The sequence below is a fragment of the Roseateles sp. genome, assembly GCF_047654785.1.
Taxonomy (GTDB): Bacteria; Pseudomonadota; Gammaproteobacteria; order Burkholderiales; family Burkholderiaceae_C; genus Pelomonas.
The window spans coordinates 551,119-566,167 of record NZ_JASGKQ010000003.1 but is presented as its reverse complement, the minus strand read 5'-3'; the positions used below and the strand labels follow the sequence as shown (position 1 = coordinate 566,167).

The 15,049-nt window shown below is 71.7% G+C and carries 14 protein-coding genes and 1 pseudogene; 8 read left to right on the top strand and 7 right to left on the bottom strand.

Annotated features, from left to right (window positions below; genetic code table 11):
• Positions 1-7: 7 nt before the first annotated feature.
• Positions 8-757: an electron transfer flavoprotein subunit beta/FixA family protein gene (locus QM788_RS11720; protein ID WP_415661658.1), complete on the bottom strand. Its 750-nt coding sequence runs from the start codon at positions 755-757 to the stop codon at positions 8-10.
• A 171-nt stretch (positions 758-928) separates the two neighbouring features.
• Here QM788_RS11720 and murI point away from each other — a divergent pair, with 171 nt between their 5' ends.
• The 4 genes from murI (at position 929) to QM788_RS11700 (ending at position 4,621) form a co-directional block, all read left to right on the top strand.
• Positions 929-1,726, top strand: coding sequence for a glutamate racemase (murI, locus tag QM788_RS11715; protein WP_415661657.1), 798 nt, complete (start codon positions 929-931; stop codon positions 1,724-1,726).
• Positions 1,727-1,769: 43 nt separating this feature from the next.
• Positions 1,770-1,985 carry a putative motility protein gene (locus tag QM788_RS11710; RefSeq protein ID WP_415661656.1) on the top strand — a complete coding sequence of 72 codons (216 nt, stop codon included), beginning with the start codon at positions 1,770-1,772 and terminating at the stop codon, positions 1,983-1,985.
• 192 nt (positions 1,986-2,177) lie between these two features.
• Complete coding sequence (locus tag QM788_RS11705; protein ID WP_415661655.1) at positions 2,178-3,158, top strand: acetoacetate decarboxylase (ADC); 981 nt, start codon at positions 2,178-2,180, stop codon at positions 3,156-3,158.
• A gap of 14 nt (positions 3,159-3,172) precedes the next feature.
• Positions 3,173-4,621 (top strand): coniferyl aldehyde dehydrogenase, encoded by a 1,449-nt coding sequence (locus QM788_RS11700; RefSeq protein ID WP_415661654.1) that lies wholly within the window; start codon positions 3,173-3,175, stop codon positions 4,619-4,621.
• Here QM788_RS11700 and QM788_RS11695 read toward each other — a convergent pair.
• A complete protein-coding gene (locus QM788_RS11695) occupies positions 4,611-5,546 on the bottom strand; it encodes an SDR family oxidoreductase (RefSeq protein ID WP_415661653.1) in 936 nt (311 codons plus the stop codon). The two genes, QM788_RS11700 and QM788_RS11695, sit on opposite strands and share 11 nt — an antisense overlap.
• A 93-nt stretch (positions 5,547-5,639) precedes the next feature.
• Between QM788_RS11695 and QM788_RS11690 the strand changes: the two genes are divergently transcribed.
• The gene (locus QM788_RS11690) at positions 5,640-6,086 is read left to right on the top strand and encodes a MerR family transcriptional regulator (protein ID WP_415661652.1); all 447 of its coding nucleotides are present in this window, start codon (positions 5,640-5,642) and stop codon (positions 6,084-6,086) included.
• A gap of 22 nt (positions 6,087-6,108) precedes the next feature.
• On the opposite strand, the gene QM788_RS11685 is transcribed toward QM788_RS11690, so the two are convergent.
• Positions 6,109-7,008: a LysR family transcriptional regulator gene (locus tag QM788_RS11685; protein ID WP_415661651.1), complete on the bottom strand. Its 900-nt coding sequence runs from the start codon at positions 7,006-7,008 to the stop codon at positions 6,109-6,111.
• A gap of 110 nt (positions 7,009-7,118) precedes the next feature.
• Here QM788_RS11685 and QM788_RS11680 point away from each other — a divergent pair, with 110 nt between their 5' ends.
• From QM788_RS11680 to QM788_RS11670, 3 genes and pseudogenes are all read left to right on the top strand, one after another.
• Positions 7,119-7,613, top strand: coding sequence for a cupin domain-containing protein (locus tag QM788_RS11680; protein WP_415661650.1), 495 nt, complete (start codon positions 7,119-7,121; stop codon positions 7,611-7,613).
• Positions 7,591-7,863, top strand: a pseudogene (locus tag QM788_RS11675) (carboxymuconolactone decarboxylase); the annotation flags it as partial. The gene QM788_RS11680 and the pseudogene QM788_RS11675, both read left to right, overlap by 23 nt.
• A 190-nt stretch (positions 7,864-8,053) precedes the next feature.
• Positions 8,054-8,410 (top strand): carboxymuconolactone decarboxylase family protein, encoded by a 357-nt coding sequence (locus QM788_RS11670; RefSeq protein ID WP_415662980.1) that lies wholly within the window; start codon positions 8,054-8,056, stop codon positions 8,408-8,410.
• A 410-nt stretch (positions 8,411-8,820) separates the two neighbouring features.
• Here QM788_RS11670 and QM788_RS11665 read toward each other — a convergent pair whose 3' ends face one another.
• Genes QM788_RS11665 through QM788_RS11650 form a run of 4 tightly spaced genes read right to left on the bottom strand, consistent with a single transcriptional unit; the run spans position 8,821 to position 14,998 of the window.
• The gene (locus tag QM788_RS11665; RefSeq protein WP_415661649.1) at positions 8,821-10,050 is read right to left on the bottom strand and encodes an acetate/propionate family kinase; all 1,230 of its coding nucleotides are present in this window, start codon (positions 10,048-10,050) and stop codon (positions 8,821-8,823) included.
• A gap of 17 nt (positions 10,051-10,067) precedes the next feature.
• Complete coding sequence (locus QM788_RS11660; RefSeq protein ID WP_415661648.1) at positions 10,068-11,195, bottom strand: ABC transporter permease; 1,128 nt, start codon at positions 11,193-11,195, stop codon at positions 10,068-10,070.
• Between the two features lie 3 nt (positions 11,196-11,198).
• Positions 11,199-13,928, bottom strand: a complete 2,730-nt coding sequence (gene rbbA / locus QM788_RS11655; RefSeq protein ID WP_415661647.1) for a ribosome-associated ATPase/putative transporter RbbA — start codon at positions 13,926-13,928, stop codon at positions 11,199-11,201.
• A complete protein-coding gene (locus QM788_RS11650) occupies positions 13,925-14,998 on the bottom strand; it encodes an HlyD family secretion protein (protein ID WP_415661646.1) in 1,074 nt (357 codons plus the stop codon). Before QM788_RS11650 ends, rbbA begins: the two co-directional genes overlap by 4 nt.
• Positions 14,999-15,049 lie beyond the last annotated feature (51 nt).

Here is a 15,049-nt window from a genome sequence, read left to right as displayed (position 1 = left end):
AAAACGATCAGATGACCTTGGCTTCGGTCTTGAGCTTGGCGACGAGGGTGGCCACGTCGGGCACCTTCACGCCCGCGCCGCGCTTGGGCGGCTCGCTGACCTTCAGCGTCTTGATGCGCGGCGCCACGTCCACGCCCAGGTCGGCCGGCTTGACCGTGTCCAGCGGCTTCTTCTTGGCCTTCATGATGTTGGGCAGCGTCACGTAGCGCGGCTCGTTCAGGCGCAGGTCGGTCGTCACGACGGCCGGCAGGCTCAGCGCCACGGTCTCCAGGCCGCCGTCCACTTCGCGGGTGACGTTGACCTTGTCGCCCGCCACTTCCACCTTGGAGGCGAAAGTGCCCTGCGGCAGGCCGGCCAGCGCGGCCAGCATCTGGCCGGTCTGGTTGCAATCGTCGTCGATGGCCTGCTTGCCCAGGATGACCAGCTGCGGCGCCTCCTTCTCGACCAGCGCCTTCAGCAGCTTGGCGACGGCCAGCGGCTGCAGCTCGGCGTCCGTCTCGACCAGGATGGCGCGGTCGGCGCCGATGGCCATGGCCGTGCGCAGCGTCTCCTGGCATTGCGCGGGGCCGCAGGACACCGCGATCACCTCGGTGACGGCGCCCTTCTCCTTCAGCCGCACCGCCTCCTCGACGGCGATCTCGTCGAAGGGGTTCATCGACATCTTCACGTTGGCGATGTCGACGCCCGTGCCGTCGCTCTTGACGCGCACCTTCACGTTGTAGTCGACGACGCGTTTGACAGGGACCAAGACCTTCATCGAAAGCTCCAGTTCGAATTGACGTAAACGTTAATTGGGATTCTAAGGGTGCCCCTGCGAGGCCGGGCTCAAAAAAGCACGATCGTTCGATTCTAGCCAGACGCCGGATCGCGTCCAGCGGCCGCGCGCCGGGGAGGCCTCTCGAATCACGAAGCTAGACTGCCCGCGGCCATGCAGACAGCCCCCTTCCCGCGCCGAGAGATCGGCGTCTTCGACTCCGGCGTCGGCGGCCTGACGGTGCTGCGCGAACTGCGCGCGCTGCTGCCCGGCGCACGGCTGCGCTACCTCGCCGACACGGCCTACGCACCCTACGGCGGGCGCAGCGCCGACGAGATCCGCGCCCGCTGCTTCGCCATCACCGAGCACCTGGTGGCCAGCGGCGCGGCGCTGGTCGTCGTCGCCTGCAACACGGCCACGGCGCACGCCATCGAGGCGCTGCGCGCGCGCTGGCCGGCCCTGCCCTTCGTCGGCACCGAACCCGGCATCAAGCCGGCGGTCGCCGCGACGCGCAACGGCCGCATCGGCCTGCTGGCCACGCGCGCGACGGCGGCCAGCGAGCGACTGCGCGCGCTGATCGCGCGCCATGCGGACGGCCGCGAGGTGCTGGTGCAGGCCTGCCCCGGCGTCGTCAACCACATCGAGGCCGGCGACCTGGACAGCGCCGCGCTGCGCGCCCTGGTCGAACGGCACTGCGAGCCGCTGCGCGCCGCCGGCGTGGACACGGCGCTGCTGGGCTGCACGCACTACCCGCTGATCGCGCCGCTGTGGCAGGCCGCGCTGGGCGACGGCGTGCGGCTGCTGCGCATCGAAACCGCCGTGGCCCGCCGCGCGGCGGCGCTGTGGACGCCCGGCGCCGACGCGCCCGGCCTGGCGGTCGAGACCAGCGGCGACCCGGCCGCGCTGCGCGACTGGGTCGCCCGCGTGCTCGGCTGGCGCGACCTGGACCTGCGGCGCTGGCCTGCGGCGTGACTTCCGCACTTCACTTCGCGCCGGCAACGCCCATCATGGCGGCATGGACATCGCACACACCACCCGCCTCACCGCCGCCGCCAGCAACGCCGCCGAAGCCCAGCCCGGCAGCGTGGCCGGCGCGGCCAGCCTGATGGTGCTCAGAAAGGCCATGGACGGCCAGGCCAGCAACGCCGCCGCGCTGCTGGGCGCGCTGCCGCAGCCGCCCGCGCTGGCCGCCGAGGGCAGCCTGGGGCGCAACGTCAACACCTTCGCCTGACGCGGGCGCCCCCAGGGCAGCAGGCCGACGGCCTGGCGGCACCCGGCCGCCGCCCTCCCGCCCACCGCGATCGCCGGGCCTCGCCCGCAGGCGCCGCGGCGCCGTCGCGCCCGGTCGGCACGGGCGATTGACATTGAAGTTAACTTCAAACTTATGCTTTGCGGCGATGTCACTCCCTCCGCAAGGCAAAGCATGAAAAGTACCTCCCCGGCCCCCGTCCTCGGCGCATGCCTGCTGGCCGCGGCCACGCTCGCGCAGGCGGGCGAAACCACCGTCATCCAGATCGGCGGCCACGACGTACCCGTGGTGAAAGGCGGCCTGTACGACCGCTTCCGCTCCAACCCTCCGCTGTCCGCCATCGCCGCCGAGGCGCCGGACGTGGATCTGGGCTGGTTCAAGGGGATCGCCAAGGAAAAGGTCGATATCGGCTTCGAAAGCCATTCGCCGAACTTCTATTACCGGAACAGCCGGGTGACGGCCGTCTTCACCGCCGACCTCGCGCGGCTGCGGGAGCTGATGCCGCCCCAGGTGCTGGAGCAGGTGCAGCCGCTGCAAGTGTGGCCAGGCAGGGGCGTTGTGGCCCTGACCGCCTATTCCTACCACTACTGCGACAACGACAGCTACAACGAGATCGGCCTGTCCGTCGTCACCAGCAAGCCGGGTTCGCCGAACTGGGGGCCTTTCTCTCTGCTCAGCCAATCCCTCTCCGATGACTTCTGGGGCTATGTGCTCAAGCTGCCCGTCGATACCGAACTGGCGCGGGTGCGCGGCGTGGTCGGCTACAACCTGCCCAAGTGGCTGACGCGCATCGGCTACCGCGAGGACGGGAACCACGTCGTCGTCGACATCTTCGACAGCGACACCGGGAAGCTGGACGTGACGATGGAGGCGCAGAAGCTCGACGTCTCCTCCAGCAAGGAAAGCCTGGTGACGAACAGCTTCACCAACCTGGGCCACCAGGGGCAACTGCAAACCGGCTACACCACCGCCCGCCAGTTGCGCCATGCCAGCACGTCCAGCGCGGATGCCGTGAAGCTGACGCTGACGGACGGCAGCCTCTCGCGCTTCATCGCATCGTTGGAGTTGGGGAAGATGGTCAAGTACGAGTACGTGCCCGACTTCCAGGCGGCGCTGTACGCGCCCAAGCCGCTCCAGCCGGCCGTCGCCAAATGACCGGGAGAAGCCACATGAACGAAGACAGCACCCGCACCATGGCCGACCTGCTGGGCCGGCAGCGCAGCGCATTCCTCCACGACGGCCCGCCGGGCCTGCCATTGCGCCAGGCCCGGCTCGCCCGGCTGCGTGCCGCCGTACTCGCGCACCGCGAAGCGCTCAAGGATGCGGTCAGCGCCGATTTCGGCAACCGCTCGCGCCATGAGACCGATCTCATGGAGTTGGCCGGTGTCATCCAGGCCATCGATTACCTCTCCAGCCGCTTGCGCCGCTTCATGAAGCGCGAGCGCCGCCACGTGCATTTCATCTACCGCTCCGCTCGCGCATACGTGGAATACCAGCCCCTGGGCGTCGTGGGCGTGATGTCGCCGTGGAACTATCCCCTCTCCCTCACGCTGGTGCCGCTGGCCACCGCGCTGGCCGCGGGCAACCGCGCGATGCTCAAGCCGTCGGAGCTGACCCCGCGCACCAGCGAGGCGATGCGGCGCATGCTGGCCGAGGCCTTCCCCGAGGAGGAAGTGGCCGTGGTGCTGGGCGGCCCCGAGGTGGGCGCCGCGTTCAGCGCGCTGCCGTTCGACCACCTGCTGTTCACGGGCAGCACGCAGGTGGGCCGCAAGGTGATGCGGGCCGCCAGCGACAACCTGGTGCCCGTGACCCTGGAGCTGGGCGGCAAGAGCCCCGCCATCGTGGCGCGAGGCCACGTCAACGACCGCACCGTGCGGAACCTGGTGTACGGCAAGCTGTCCAACGCTGGCCAGACCTGCGTGGCGCCGGACTACGCCCTGGTGCACGAGGACGACCTGGACGCCTTCATCGACCAGTACACCGCCACGGTGCGGCGCTTCTACCCGGACGGCCCCGCCAGCCGCGACTACACGACCATCGTCAGCGACCGCCACTACGACCGGCTGCGCGGGCTCGTCGATGACGCGCGCCGCAGCGGCGCCCGCGTGATCGAGGTGGGAGAACAGCCCGCCCACGTGGCCGGGCACGAGCGCACCCTGGTGCCGACGCTCGTCGTCAACGCGGGCGACGAAGCCCCCCTCATGCAGGAGGAAATCTTCGGCCCCGTCCTGCCGGTGCGCACCTACCGCACCATCGACGAGGCCATCGCCTATGTGAACGCGCGGCCCCGCCCGCTCGCGCTCTACTATTTCGGCGCCGAGGACAGCGACTGCGCCCGGCTGCTGGAGCGCACCACGTCGGGCAACGTGGGCATCAACAACACCCTGATGCACGTGGCGCAGGACGACCTGCCCTTTGGCGGCGTCGGCCCCAGCGGCATGGGCGCCTACCACGGTATCGAGGGTTTCCGCGCGATGAGCCATGCCAAGGGCGTCTTCGTGCAGGGGCGCTGGAACCTGCCCGGCCTGCTGCATGCGCCTTTCGGCAAGCTCGCCGACCTGGCGGTCTCGCTCACACTGGGAAAAACCAGGGCGCCGTCGCCTTTAATCAAGCGCTGATCCGGCCCTCCTGCCGGATCAGCTCCAAACCCTCCCGGTAGGTGGTCACATCGAACCTAGGGAAGCGGCGCTTGAACTTCGTGGAATCGAAAAGGTTGTCCTGCTCGTAGCGGGGCAGCAGTTCCCTGATCTCGCGCACCTGCTTCGAGACAAGCCCGGCAGCAGCCAGCGTCCACTTGCCAACGACTGAATAGGAAGGCTCCCGCCCGAACACCTCGCTGGCCATCGTGACGAATTCCCTGTACGTCAGCCGGTCATCGCAGCACGGCAGATGCCAGGTCTGGCCGAACGCATCGGGCGCATTGCCCAGCGCCGCCAGCGCACGGCTCGCGTCGGGCGTCCAGATCAGCGTGCGCCGCGTGTCATCACGCACCGGCACGCGCGGCTTCTCTCTGGCCTGGAGTTTCTCGATGACCAACGCGTTGGTGAAGCTCTGCGTCTTGCCCGGGCCATAGAACTCGGGCGCCCGGCCGACGAGCACCGGGATCTCCCCGCGCGCCATCTCTTCGAGCACCATGGACGCCATGGCCGCGCGCACCCTGCCCTTGCGGCCGACCGGCTCGAAGGGCGTTTCCTCCGTCTGCAGCCGCGCATCCTGCGGATACATGTAGGTGTTGTCGAAATACGCGAAGCTCGCGCCCGCCGCGCGGCAGGCGTCCAGGGCGTTTTTCAGCATCGTGGGGAACTGCGCTTCCCACAGTTCCGTGTCCGGCGGCAGGCCGGCGGTGAAATAGACGACGCTGCTGCCCTTGACCGCCTCCAGGGTCTGCCCCGCCTCGAGCAGATTGGCAGGCACCAGGCTGTCGGTGTCATTGACCTTGCGCGGATTGCGGCTCACCAGCCGCACCTCGTCCGTATAGCTGCGCCGCAGCTCCCGCGCCAGTTCCATCGCGATCTGGCCGTTGGCTCCCAAGATCGTCTGCATTGCGTCCGCCTTCGTGAAGTTACCCCCGAAAGATTAACTTTGAAGTAACCTTCAAGGTCAAGCCCACCGCCCCCCACCCGGAACCCCTCGCTCATGAAAATCGGCGAACTCGCGGAACGCACCGGCCTGGCACCGTCGCGCATCCGCTTCTACGAACGCATCGGCCTGCTCAAGGCGGTCGCGCGCCAGGACAACGGCTACCGCAGCTACCCCGACGACGCGGTGCTGGCGCTCAAGCTGATCGCGACCGGCCAGCGCGCCGGCTTCAGCCTGGACGAACTGCGCACGCTGCTGCCCGGCGACCTCGCCCAGTGGGACCACGGCAGCCTGCTCGACACGCTGCGCCGCAAGGTGCGGGACATCGAGGCGCTGCAGGCGCAGCTCGCGCAGAGCAAGGCCCAACTGGCCGGGCTGATGGCGCAGATCGAAGCCCGGCCGCAGGACATGGACTGCGCCGCCAACGCCCGGCGCGTGCTGTCGGGCATGCAGCTGGCGGAGCCCGGCGACGCCCCACCCCCCAAGGCGGGCCGGCGCCGCTAGCAAGGCGGGGCCGCCCGGGCGCTCAGCGCGCCGCCCGCCAGCGCAGCGCCTCGACCACCAGAGACAGCGCCGGCGCGATCTGCCTGCGGTTCGCGTAGTACAGGTGATAGCCGGGGAAGGTCGGCCACCAGTCGTCCAGCACCGGCACCAGCCGGCCGGCGTCAAGATGCGGCTGCAGGATGTCCAGCGGCACGAAGGTGAAGCCCAGGCCGTCCAGCGCCGCCTGCAGCATCAGGAAGGTGTTGTTGAACGTCGCCTGGCCGCCGACGCGCACATGGACCGCCTGCCCCTGCTTCTCGAAGTCCCAGGCATACAGGCCGCCCTGCGTGGGCAGCCTCAGGTTGATGCACCGGTGCGCCGTGAGGTCGTGGGGCGTCCGGGGCGGCGTCCGGCCCGCCAGGTAGCCGGGCGCCGCCGCGACGGCCATGCGCAGGTCGGGCGCGATGCGCACGGCGACCATGTCCTTGTCCACGCGGTCGCCCAGGCGCACGCCGGCATCGAAGCGGTGCGCCGCGATGTCGGTGAACGCATAGTCCACGCTGAACTCGACCTGGACGTCCGGGTAGGCCGCCAGCAGCGGCAGCAGCCGGGGCCACAGCACGGTGGAGATGGCATGGTCGTGCGCGGTGATGCGCACCATGCCGGCCGGCTTGTCGCGCAGCGCGCTGAGCGACCCCAGTTCCTGCTCGATCTCGTCGAGCCGGGGCGCCACCGCGTCCAGCAGCCGGGCCCCGGCCTCCGTGGTCGACACGCTGCGAGTGGTGCGCGCCAGCAGCCGCACCCCGAGCCGGGCCTCCAGGGCCAGCATCGCATGGCTCAGCGCCGAGCGCGACAGCCCCAGTTGCGCCGCGGCGCGGGTGAAGCTGCGCTCGCGGGCCACGGCCACGAAGGCCTGCAGGTCGTTGAGGTTGTCTTTCGCCATTGGTGACCATCCTTCACCACCGTATGCCGATATTGTGTACTTCCCCACCAATGCAGCGCACCCTACAGTGCCCCGGCGCCCTCCGCGGGCGGACTCAGCCCAGGACATCCATGAACCCCCTCCTCAAACTCGCCCCCTGCGCGATGGCCCTGAACGCCACCCTGGCGCCCGCCGCCGAGCCCCAGGCCGGCGGGGCCGCCGGCGCCCAGCAGATCACGCGCGCCGGAGAACAGCCCTCGGCGCCCGGCCCCGCCGGGTTCTTCACCGGCCGCGTGCGCATCGACCCGGTCTGGCCCGCCGACGCCCACATCAACGCCTCCGGCGGCCTGGTCACCTTCGAGCCCGGCGCGCGCTCCGCCTGGCACACGCACCCGGCAGGGCAGCGCCTGGTGGTGACGGCCGGCGTGGGGCTGACCCAGGAATGGGGCAGGCCGGTGCAAGTCCTCCGGCCCGGCGACGTGGTCTGGTGCCCGCCCGGCGTCAAGCACTGGCATGGCGCCGCGCCCGGCACCGCGATGACGCACCTGGCCGTGACCGGCACGGTGGACGGCAAGAACGTCGACTGGCTGGAGAAAGTCACCGATGAGCAATACCACGCGCGTTGAGCCCCTCGGCGCCGCCACGCTCGCGCTGGCGCTGGGGATGGGCGCCGCGCTGCCCCCGCCCGCCCACGCCCAGGAGACCCCGCCGATGCCCCCCGCCCCCAGCAGCGCGCCCCGCGCGTCCGACACCCTCACCGCCCGCCAGCAGGCCCTCGTGCCCATCGCCGCCCTCGCCGCCGCCGGCGACCTGGCCAGGCTCCCCGCCGCGCTGGACCGCGGGCTGGATGCCGGCATGACCGTCAGCGACGCCCGCGAGGTCCTGGTGCAGCTCTATGCCTACGCCGGCTTCCCGCGCAGCCTCAACGCGCTGGGCGAACTGATGCAGGTGCTGGCCGCGCGCCGGCAGCGCGGCCTCCAGGACGCGCCCGGCCGCGCGCCGGCAGCGCGGCCTCCAGGACGCGCCCGGCCGCGAACCCAGCCGCGCCGCGCCGCAGGGCGAGGCGCTGCTGGCCGCCGGCACGGCCAACCAGGCCCGGCTCGCCGGCGGGCCGGTCGAGGGGCCGCTGTTCGACTTCGCGCCCGCCGCGAACGAGTACCTGCGCACCCACCTGTTCGGCGACATCTTCGAGCGGGACAACCTCGACTGGCAGAGCCGCGAGCTGGCCACCCTGGGCATGCTGGCGGCGCTGCCCGGCGCCGAGCCGAAATTGCAGGCGCACATGAGGATGGGCATGAACGCGGGCCTGACGGCCGGCCAGCTGCACCAGCTCCCGGCCCTGCTGGCCGGCCAGGTGGACGCGGGCGCCGCCGGCCGCGCGCGCGACGCGCTGGCGCGGCACCTGGCCACGCAGGCGCGATAGCGCCGCGGCGGCCCGGCCAACGAAAAGCCGCCCCTGCGTGGACAGGGGCGGCTGCGGATTGGTGCCCGAGGCCGGAATCGAACCGGCACGCCTTGCGGCGAGGGATTTTCTTGCCACTTCGGCTTTCGCCGCCGCTGCGGCCCGCGCCGCGCGTTCGTGGTCTGGAGCACGCCTTCACCATGGCCTTGCGGCCGGCAGGTGCCCGCCGTCTGCTCTCTACACCTTCCCGGGCCGTCGCTCGGGCTTGGCTCGGCGTTGGCTCGGGTGCCGGGGCACCCAGGGCGTTCGCCGACTTTGACGGGCGTCACTTCGGGCGTTTCCCCCCGAAGGCTCAAATTGTTCAAGTCCCTTGTGTCTACCTGTTTCACCACTCGGGCGTGGCGCGCCCGGCATGCCGGGCTGCGGGCGGATTATCCAGCGGCGCGGCGCAGCAGGCGCCGCGCATGCCGAGCCGCCACCCATTCCTCGTTCGTGGGCTCGACGCCCACCCGCACGCGGCTGGCCGCCGAGGAGATCAGCGGGGCGTCCGCGGCGTTGGCGTCCGCGTCGAGGTCCACGCCCAGGAAGCCCAGGTCGCGGCAGACGCGCTCGCGCACGAAGGCGTTGTGCTCGCCGACGCCGGCGGTGAACACCAACAGGTCCAGCCCGCCCAGCACGGCCGCCAGCGCGCCGATCTCGCGCACGATGCGGCGCACGTACAGCGCCAGCGCCAGGCGCGCGCGCTCGCCGGCCTCGCCCGCGTCGGCCTCGTGCCGCACGATCACGCGCGGCTCGGACGAGAGGCCGGAGACGCCCAGCAGCCCGGAGCGGTGGTAGAGGAGGTCGGCCACCTCCGCCAGCGACAGCTTCTCGATCTCCATCAGGTAGAGCAGCGCGCCGGGGTCGAGCGCGCCGGTGCGCGTGCCCATCATCAGGCCGTCCAGCGCGGAGAAGCCCATCGTCGTCGCCACGCTTTCGAGGCCGCGCATCGCGCACAGGCTGGCGCCGCTGCCCAGGTGGGCGACGAGGGTGCGCCCCCGCGCCGCGTCGCCGTGGCGCTCGGCCAGCGCGGTCGCCATGAACTCGTAGGACAGGCCGTGGAAGCCGTAGCGCCGCAGGCCGCGCCGCCAGGCGTCGTAGGGCAGCGGCAGCAGTTGCTCGACCGGATCGGCCGTGTGGTGGAAGCCGGTGTCGAAGCAGGCGACCTGCGGCAGCTCCGGGTGTTCCGCCAGCAGGATCTCCATGGCCTCCAGCGCGAAGGGCTGGTGCAGCGGCGCCAGCGGGATGTAGCGCTTCAGGTCGGCGAGCACCTGCGCGTCGACGCGCGCCGGCTCGAAGTACTGGCTGCCGCCGTGCACCACCCGGTGCGCGACGGCGCCCAGCGGCCGCCCGCCCAGGCGCCGGGCCACGCTCGCCCGGATCTGCGCGAGCGCGCTGCGGTAGGGGTGGGCGGCGTCGAGCGGGATGCCGTGCGGCGCCACGCCGGTCTCGCCGAAGTCGGGCGCCGGCCCGCCGATGCCCTGGACCTTGCCGTTCCACAGCGGCGTGCGCGGCAGCGGCTCGGCGGCGGCGTCGAACACCGCGAACTTGATGCTGGACGAGCCGCAGTTCAGCACGAGGACGAGGCACTCGCCGGCAGGGTGGTGGGAGGTGTGGTTCATGGGGCCTTTCCAAACGCTCAGGCCATCCGGCCGATGGCGGTGCGGAAGCGCCGCAGCGACAGCGCGAACAGCACGGTGCCGATCAGCGCCAGCGCGGCGAACTGCGGCCACACCACGTCCAGCCCGGCGCCGCGGAACAGGATGGCCTGGCCCAGCTGCACGAAGTGCGTGGTGGGCGCCGCCAGCATGAGGTCCTGCACCGGCCCGGGCATGCTCTCGCGCGGCGTGCTGCCGCCGGAAAGCATCTGCAGCGGCATGATGGTCAGCATCATCAGCATGCCGAACTGCGGCATGTTGCGCGCCAGCGTCGCCAGGAAGATGCCCATCGACGTGGTGGCGAACAGGCACAGCGCCGCGCCCGCGAAGAACAGCGGCAGCGAGCCGGCCACCGGCACCCGCAGCGCGCCCTGCACGACGAAGGTGATCGACAGCCAGGCCGCCAGCAGCACCACGGCGCCCATGGACCAGACCTTGGCCAGCATGATCTCCGCCGGCGTGACCGGCATGACCAGCAGGTGCTCGAGGGTGCCGTGCTCCCGCTCGCGGATCAGCGCGGCGCCGGTCAGGATGATGGACAGCATGGTGATGTGGTTGATGACTTGCACCAGGCTGCCGAACCAGGCCGGCTGCAGCGCCGGGTTGAAGCGCGCGCGCAGCGCCAGGTCCACCGGCGGCACGGCGCTGGCGCGGTGGCGCTGCGCGAACTCGCCGATCTCGCCGGCCACGATCTGCTGCAGGTAGCCGCTGCCGACGAAGGCCTGGCTCATGCGCGTGGCGTCCACGTTGAGCTGGATCTGCGGCGCGCGGCCGGCCAGCACGTCGCGCTGGAAGTGGCGCGGGATGACCATGACGAAGGTGTAGCGGCCCGCGTCCATGCCGGGGTCCATCTGCGGCCAGTCGATCAGCTGCGGCGCGCTGAACTGCGGCGGGTACAGCGCCGAGGCGATGCGCTGCGACAGCGGCGAGCGGTCCTCGTCGACGATGGCGATGGGCGCGTTGTGCAGGGTCTCGGGCATGGCCGTGGCGGCCGTGTACACGCCCAGCGTGAACACGTAGGCGATCAGCACCAGCATCATCGGGTCGCGCCACAGGCTCCAGAGTTCCTTGACGCCCAGGCGCCAGGTGTTGGCGATGAAACGGCGCACCGGTCAGCGCTCCTGTTTGCGCAGCAGCGCGATCGCGGCGCCGAGGATGAGCGGGACCGCGGCCAGCATGGGCAGCAGCGACGGCGCCAGGTCGCCGAACCGCAGCGCCTTGTTGAACACGCCGCGGCTGATGTCGATCATGTGCGTGGCCGGGTAGATCTCGCCCAGCAGCCGCGCGCCGCCCTGCAGCGAGGAGACCGGGTCGGTCACCCCGGAGAACTGCACGGCCGGCAGCATCGTGCCGATCATCGCGAAGAACATCGCCGCGATCTGGCTCTTGGTGACGCTGGACGCGAGCAGCCCGAGGCCGGTGGCGCAGAAGCTGAAGACCAGCGCGGCCAGCGCCAGCGTCGCGAAGCTGCCCTTGACCGGCACGCCGAAGACGGTTACCGCCAGCAGCGTCATCAGCCCGAAGTTCAGCAGCGCGAGCGCCACGTAGGGCAGTTGCTTGCCGAGCAGGAACTCGGTGCGCGTGACCGGCGTGACGTAGAGGTTGATGATGGCGCCGGTCTCCTTCTCGCGCACGACGGCCAGCGCCGTCAGCATCGCCGGCAGCATCAGCAGCAGCATGGGCACGACGGCGGGCACCATCGCCGGCAGACTCTTGACGTCGGGGTTGTAGCGGAAGCGCGTCTCGATGCCGGCCGGCCCGGCCAGCGGCGCGGCGCCGCGCGCGGCGGCCTGCTCGGCCAGCCAGTGCTGGTGGATGCCCTGCACATAGCCCTTGACGGTCTCGGCGCGCTGCGGCATCGAGCCGTCGATCCACGCGCCGATGGCCACTTCGCGGCCGCGCATCAGGTCGCGGCCGAAGCCGGGCGGGATCTCCAGCGCCAGGTTCAGCTCGCCGCGGGTCATGCGCCGGTCCAGGTCGGCGTCGTCGGCGATCGGCGGGCGCTCCACGAAATAGCGCGAGCCGGCCAGGCTCAGCGCGTAGCTCTCGCTCAGCGTGGACCGGTCGCGGTCGAGCACCGCGTACCGCAGGTCGTTGACGTCCATGCTGATGCCGAAGCCCATGACGAACATCAGCAGCGCCGAGCCGGCCAGCGCCAGCGTCGCGCGCACCGGGTCGCGCTGCAGCTCCAGCGCCTCGCGCCACAGGTAGGCGAGCAGGCGCTGCAGGCTGAAGCGGCCGGGCCGGGCGCGGGCCTGGGCCCCGGCCCCGGCCGCCGCGGGGCTGCGCGGCGCCTCGGCCGGCGGCGCGCCGCCGCCGGCCTCCACCAGGTAGCCGATGAAGGCTTCCTCCAGCGTCCGCGCGCCGCGCTTGTCGACCAGCTTCGCGGGCGTGTCGCTGTCGAGCACCCGGCCGGCATGCATCATCGACATGCGGTCGCAGCGCTCGGCCTCGTTCATGAAGTGGGTGGAGATGAAGATGGTCACCCGGTCGCGGCGCGACAGCGCCACCAGCAGCCGCCAGAAGGCGTCGCGGGCGACCGGGTCCACGCCCGAGGTCGGCTCGTCCAGGATCAGCAGCTCGGGCCGGTGCACCATCGCCACGGCCAGCGACAGGCGCTGGCGCATGCCCAGCGGCATGCGGCCGGGCAGCATGTCCTGCACCTCGGCCAGGCCGAAGCGCTGGACCATCTCGGCCACGCGCGCGGGGATCTCGCCTTCGGGCACCTGGAACAGGCGCGCGTGCAGCACCAGGTTCTGCCGCACCGTCAGCTCGGCGTACAGCGAGAAGGCCTGCGACATGTAGCCGACGCGGCGGCGCGTGGCGATGTCCTTGGCATTGACCTCGTGGCCGAACAGCCAGGCCCGGCCCTCGCTGGCTTCGAGCAGGCCGGTGAGCATCTTCATCGTCGTGCTCTTGCCGCAGCCGTTGGAGCCGAGGAAGCCGAAGATCTCGCCGCGCCGGATGCGGAAGGACACCTGGTCCACCGCGACGAAATCGCCGAAGCGCATCGTCAGGCCCTGCGCCTCGATGGCGATGTCGTCCTCCGGCGCCTGCAGCGGCGGGATCGCCACCGCCGCGTGGCCGCGCTTCTTCGCCTCGGGCAGCAGCGCGATGAAGGCCGCCTCCAGCGAGCCGGCGCCGGTGCGCGCGAGCAGCTCCTGCGGCGTGCCGGTGGCGAGCACCTGGCCGTCGTCCATGGCGACCAGCCCGTCGAAGCGCTGGGCCTCGTCCATGTAGGCGGTGGCGACGATCACGCTCATGCCCGGCCGGCCCTGGCGGATGCGCGCGATCAGGTCCCAGAACTGCGCGCGCGCCAGCGGGTCCACGCCGGTCGTCGGCTCGTCCAGGATCAGCAGGTCGGGGTCGTGGATCAGCGCGCAGCACAGACCCAGCTTCTGCTTCATGCCGCCGGAGAGCTTGCCGGCGGGGCGGGCCAGGAAGGCGCGCAGCCCCGTGGCCTCGGTGAGCTCGTCGATGCGGCGCCGCCGCTCGGCCGCGTCGTGGCCGAACAGGCGCGCGAAGAACTGCAGGTTCTCCTCGACGGACAGCGTCGGGTACAGGTTCTTGCCCAGGCCCTGCGGCATGTAGGCGATGCGCGGGCAGACCGCGTCACGGTGGCGCCGGCCGGCCATGTCGCCGCCCAGCACCTGCACGCGCCCCTCCTGCACCGCGCGCGCGCCCGCCACCAGCGACAGCAGGCTGGACTTGCCCACGCCGTCCGGCCCGATCAGGCCGACCATGCGGCCCGCCGGGATCTCGAGCGTGATGCCGGCCAGCGCCTGCACCTTGCCGTAGCGCAGCCGCACCTGCTCCAGGCGCACGACGGCCGGCGCCGTCATCGGCGCGCCTTCAAGGCCAGCCGGGCCGGCCAGGGCCGCGCCGGGTCCAGCCGCACCCAGGCCTCGCCCGGCAGGCCGGTCTTGACGTACTGCAGGTGCTCGCGCAGCAGCCCGCGGTCGATCTGCGCGCGCACACGGAACATCAGCTTCTGGCGCTCGCTGGCGGTCTCCACCGTCTTGGGCGTGAACTGCGCGGCGCTGGCGATGAACGAGACCCTGGCCGGGATCACGAAGTCCGGCGCGGCGTCCAGCACGATGCGCACCTCCGAGCCCAGCGCCAGCCGGCCGGCCGCCTCGGTGGGCAGGAAGAAGGTCATGTAGACGTCCGACACGTCGATCAGATTCATCACCCGGCCGCCCGCGCCCAGCACCTCGCCGGGCTGGGCGACGCGGAACTGCACGCGGCCGTCGCGCGGCGCCTTGAGCTGGCTGTCGTCGATCTCGGCCTGGACACGCTGCAGCGTCGCATCGACCGCCTCGACCTGCGACTGCACGCTGACCACCTGCGCCCGCGCCGCCGCGATGGCGGCGTCCGCCGAGGCGGCCTGCGCCTGCGCCGCGGCGACGGCGGCCTCGGCGCTCTCGGTGCGGGCGCGGTCGTCGTCCAGCGTCTGCGTGGAGGTGGCCCCTTCCTTCACCAGCATCTCGGAGCGCGCCTGCCGGCGCCGCGCCGCGTTCAGCTCGGCCTCGGCCCGGCGCACCTGGGCCAGCAGTGCCGCCTTGTCGCTCTGGCGCATCGCCACCTGCGCCTGCGCGGTGGCCACCGCATGGACCGCCTGCTGGCGCTGCGCCCGGCCCTCGCGGAGCTGCGCCTCCAGCGTCTGCACCTGCATGGTGGCCAGCACCTGCCCGGCCTTGACGAAGGCGCCCTCCTCGACCCGGATCTCGCCGACGCGGCCGGCCAGCCGGGTGGCGATATCCACCTCGGTGGCCTCGATGCGGCCGTTGCCGGCGAGGAAGGCGCCGTCGTCCGCGTCGGCGTGGAAGCGCTGCCAGGCAAGGCCGCCCGCCACGGCCAGCGCGGCGGCGACGAGGGTGGGAACCAGCTTGTTCTTCAGGGGGAGGGCCATGGCGGTCAGCGGGAAGGAGGAACGGGGGATCGGGGCCGCGGCGGCGCGGCG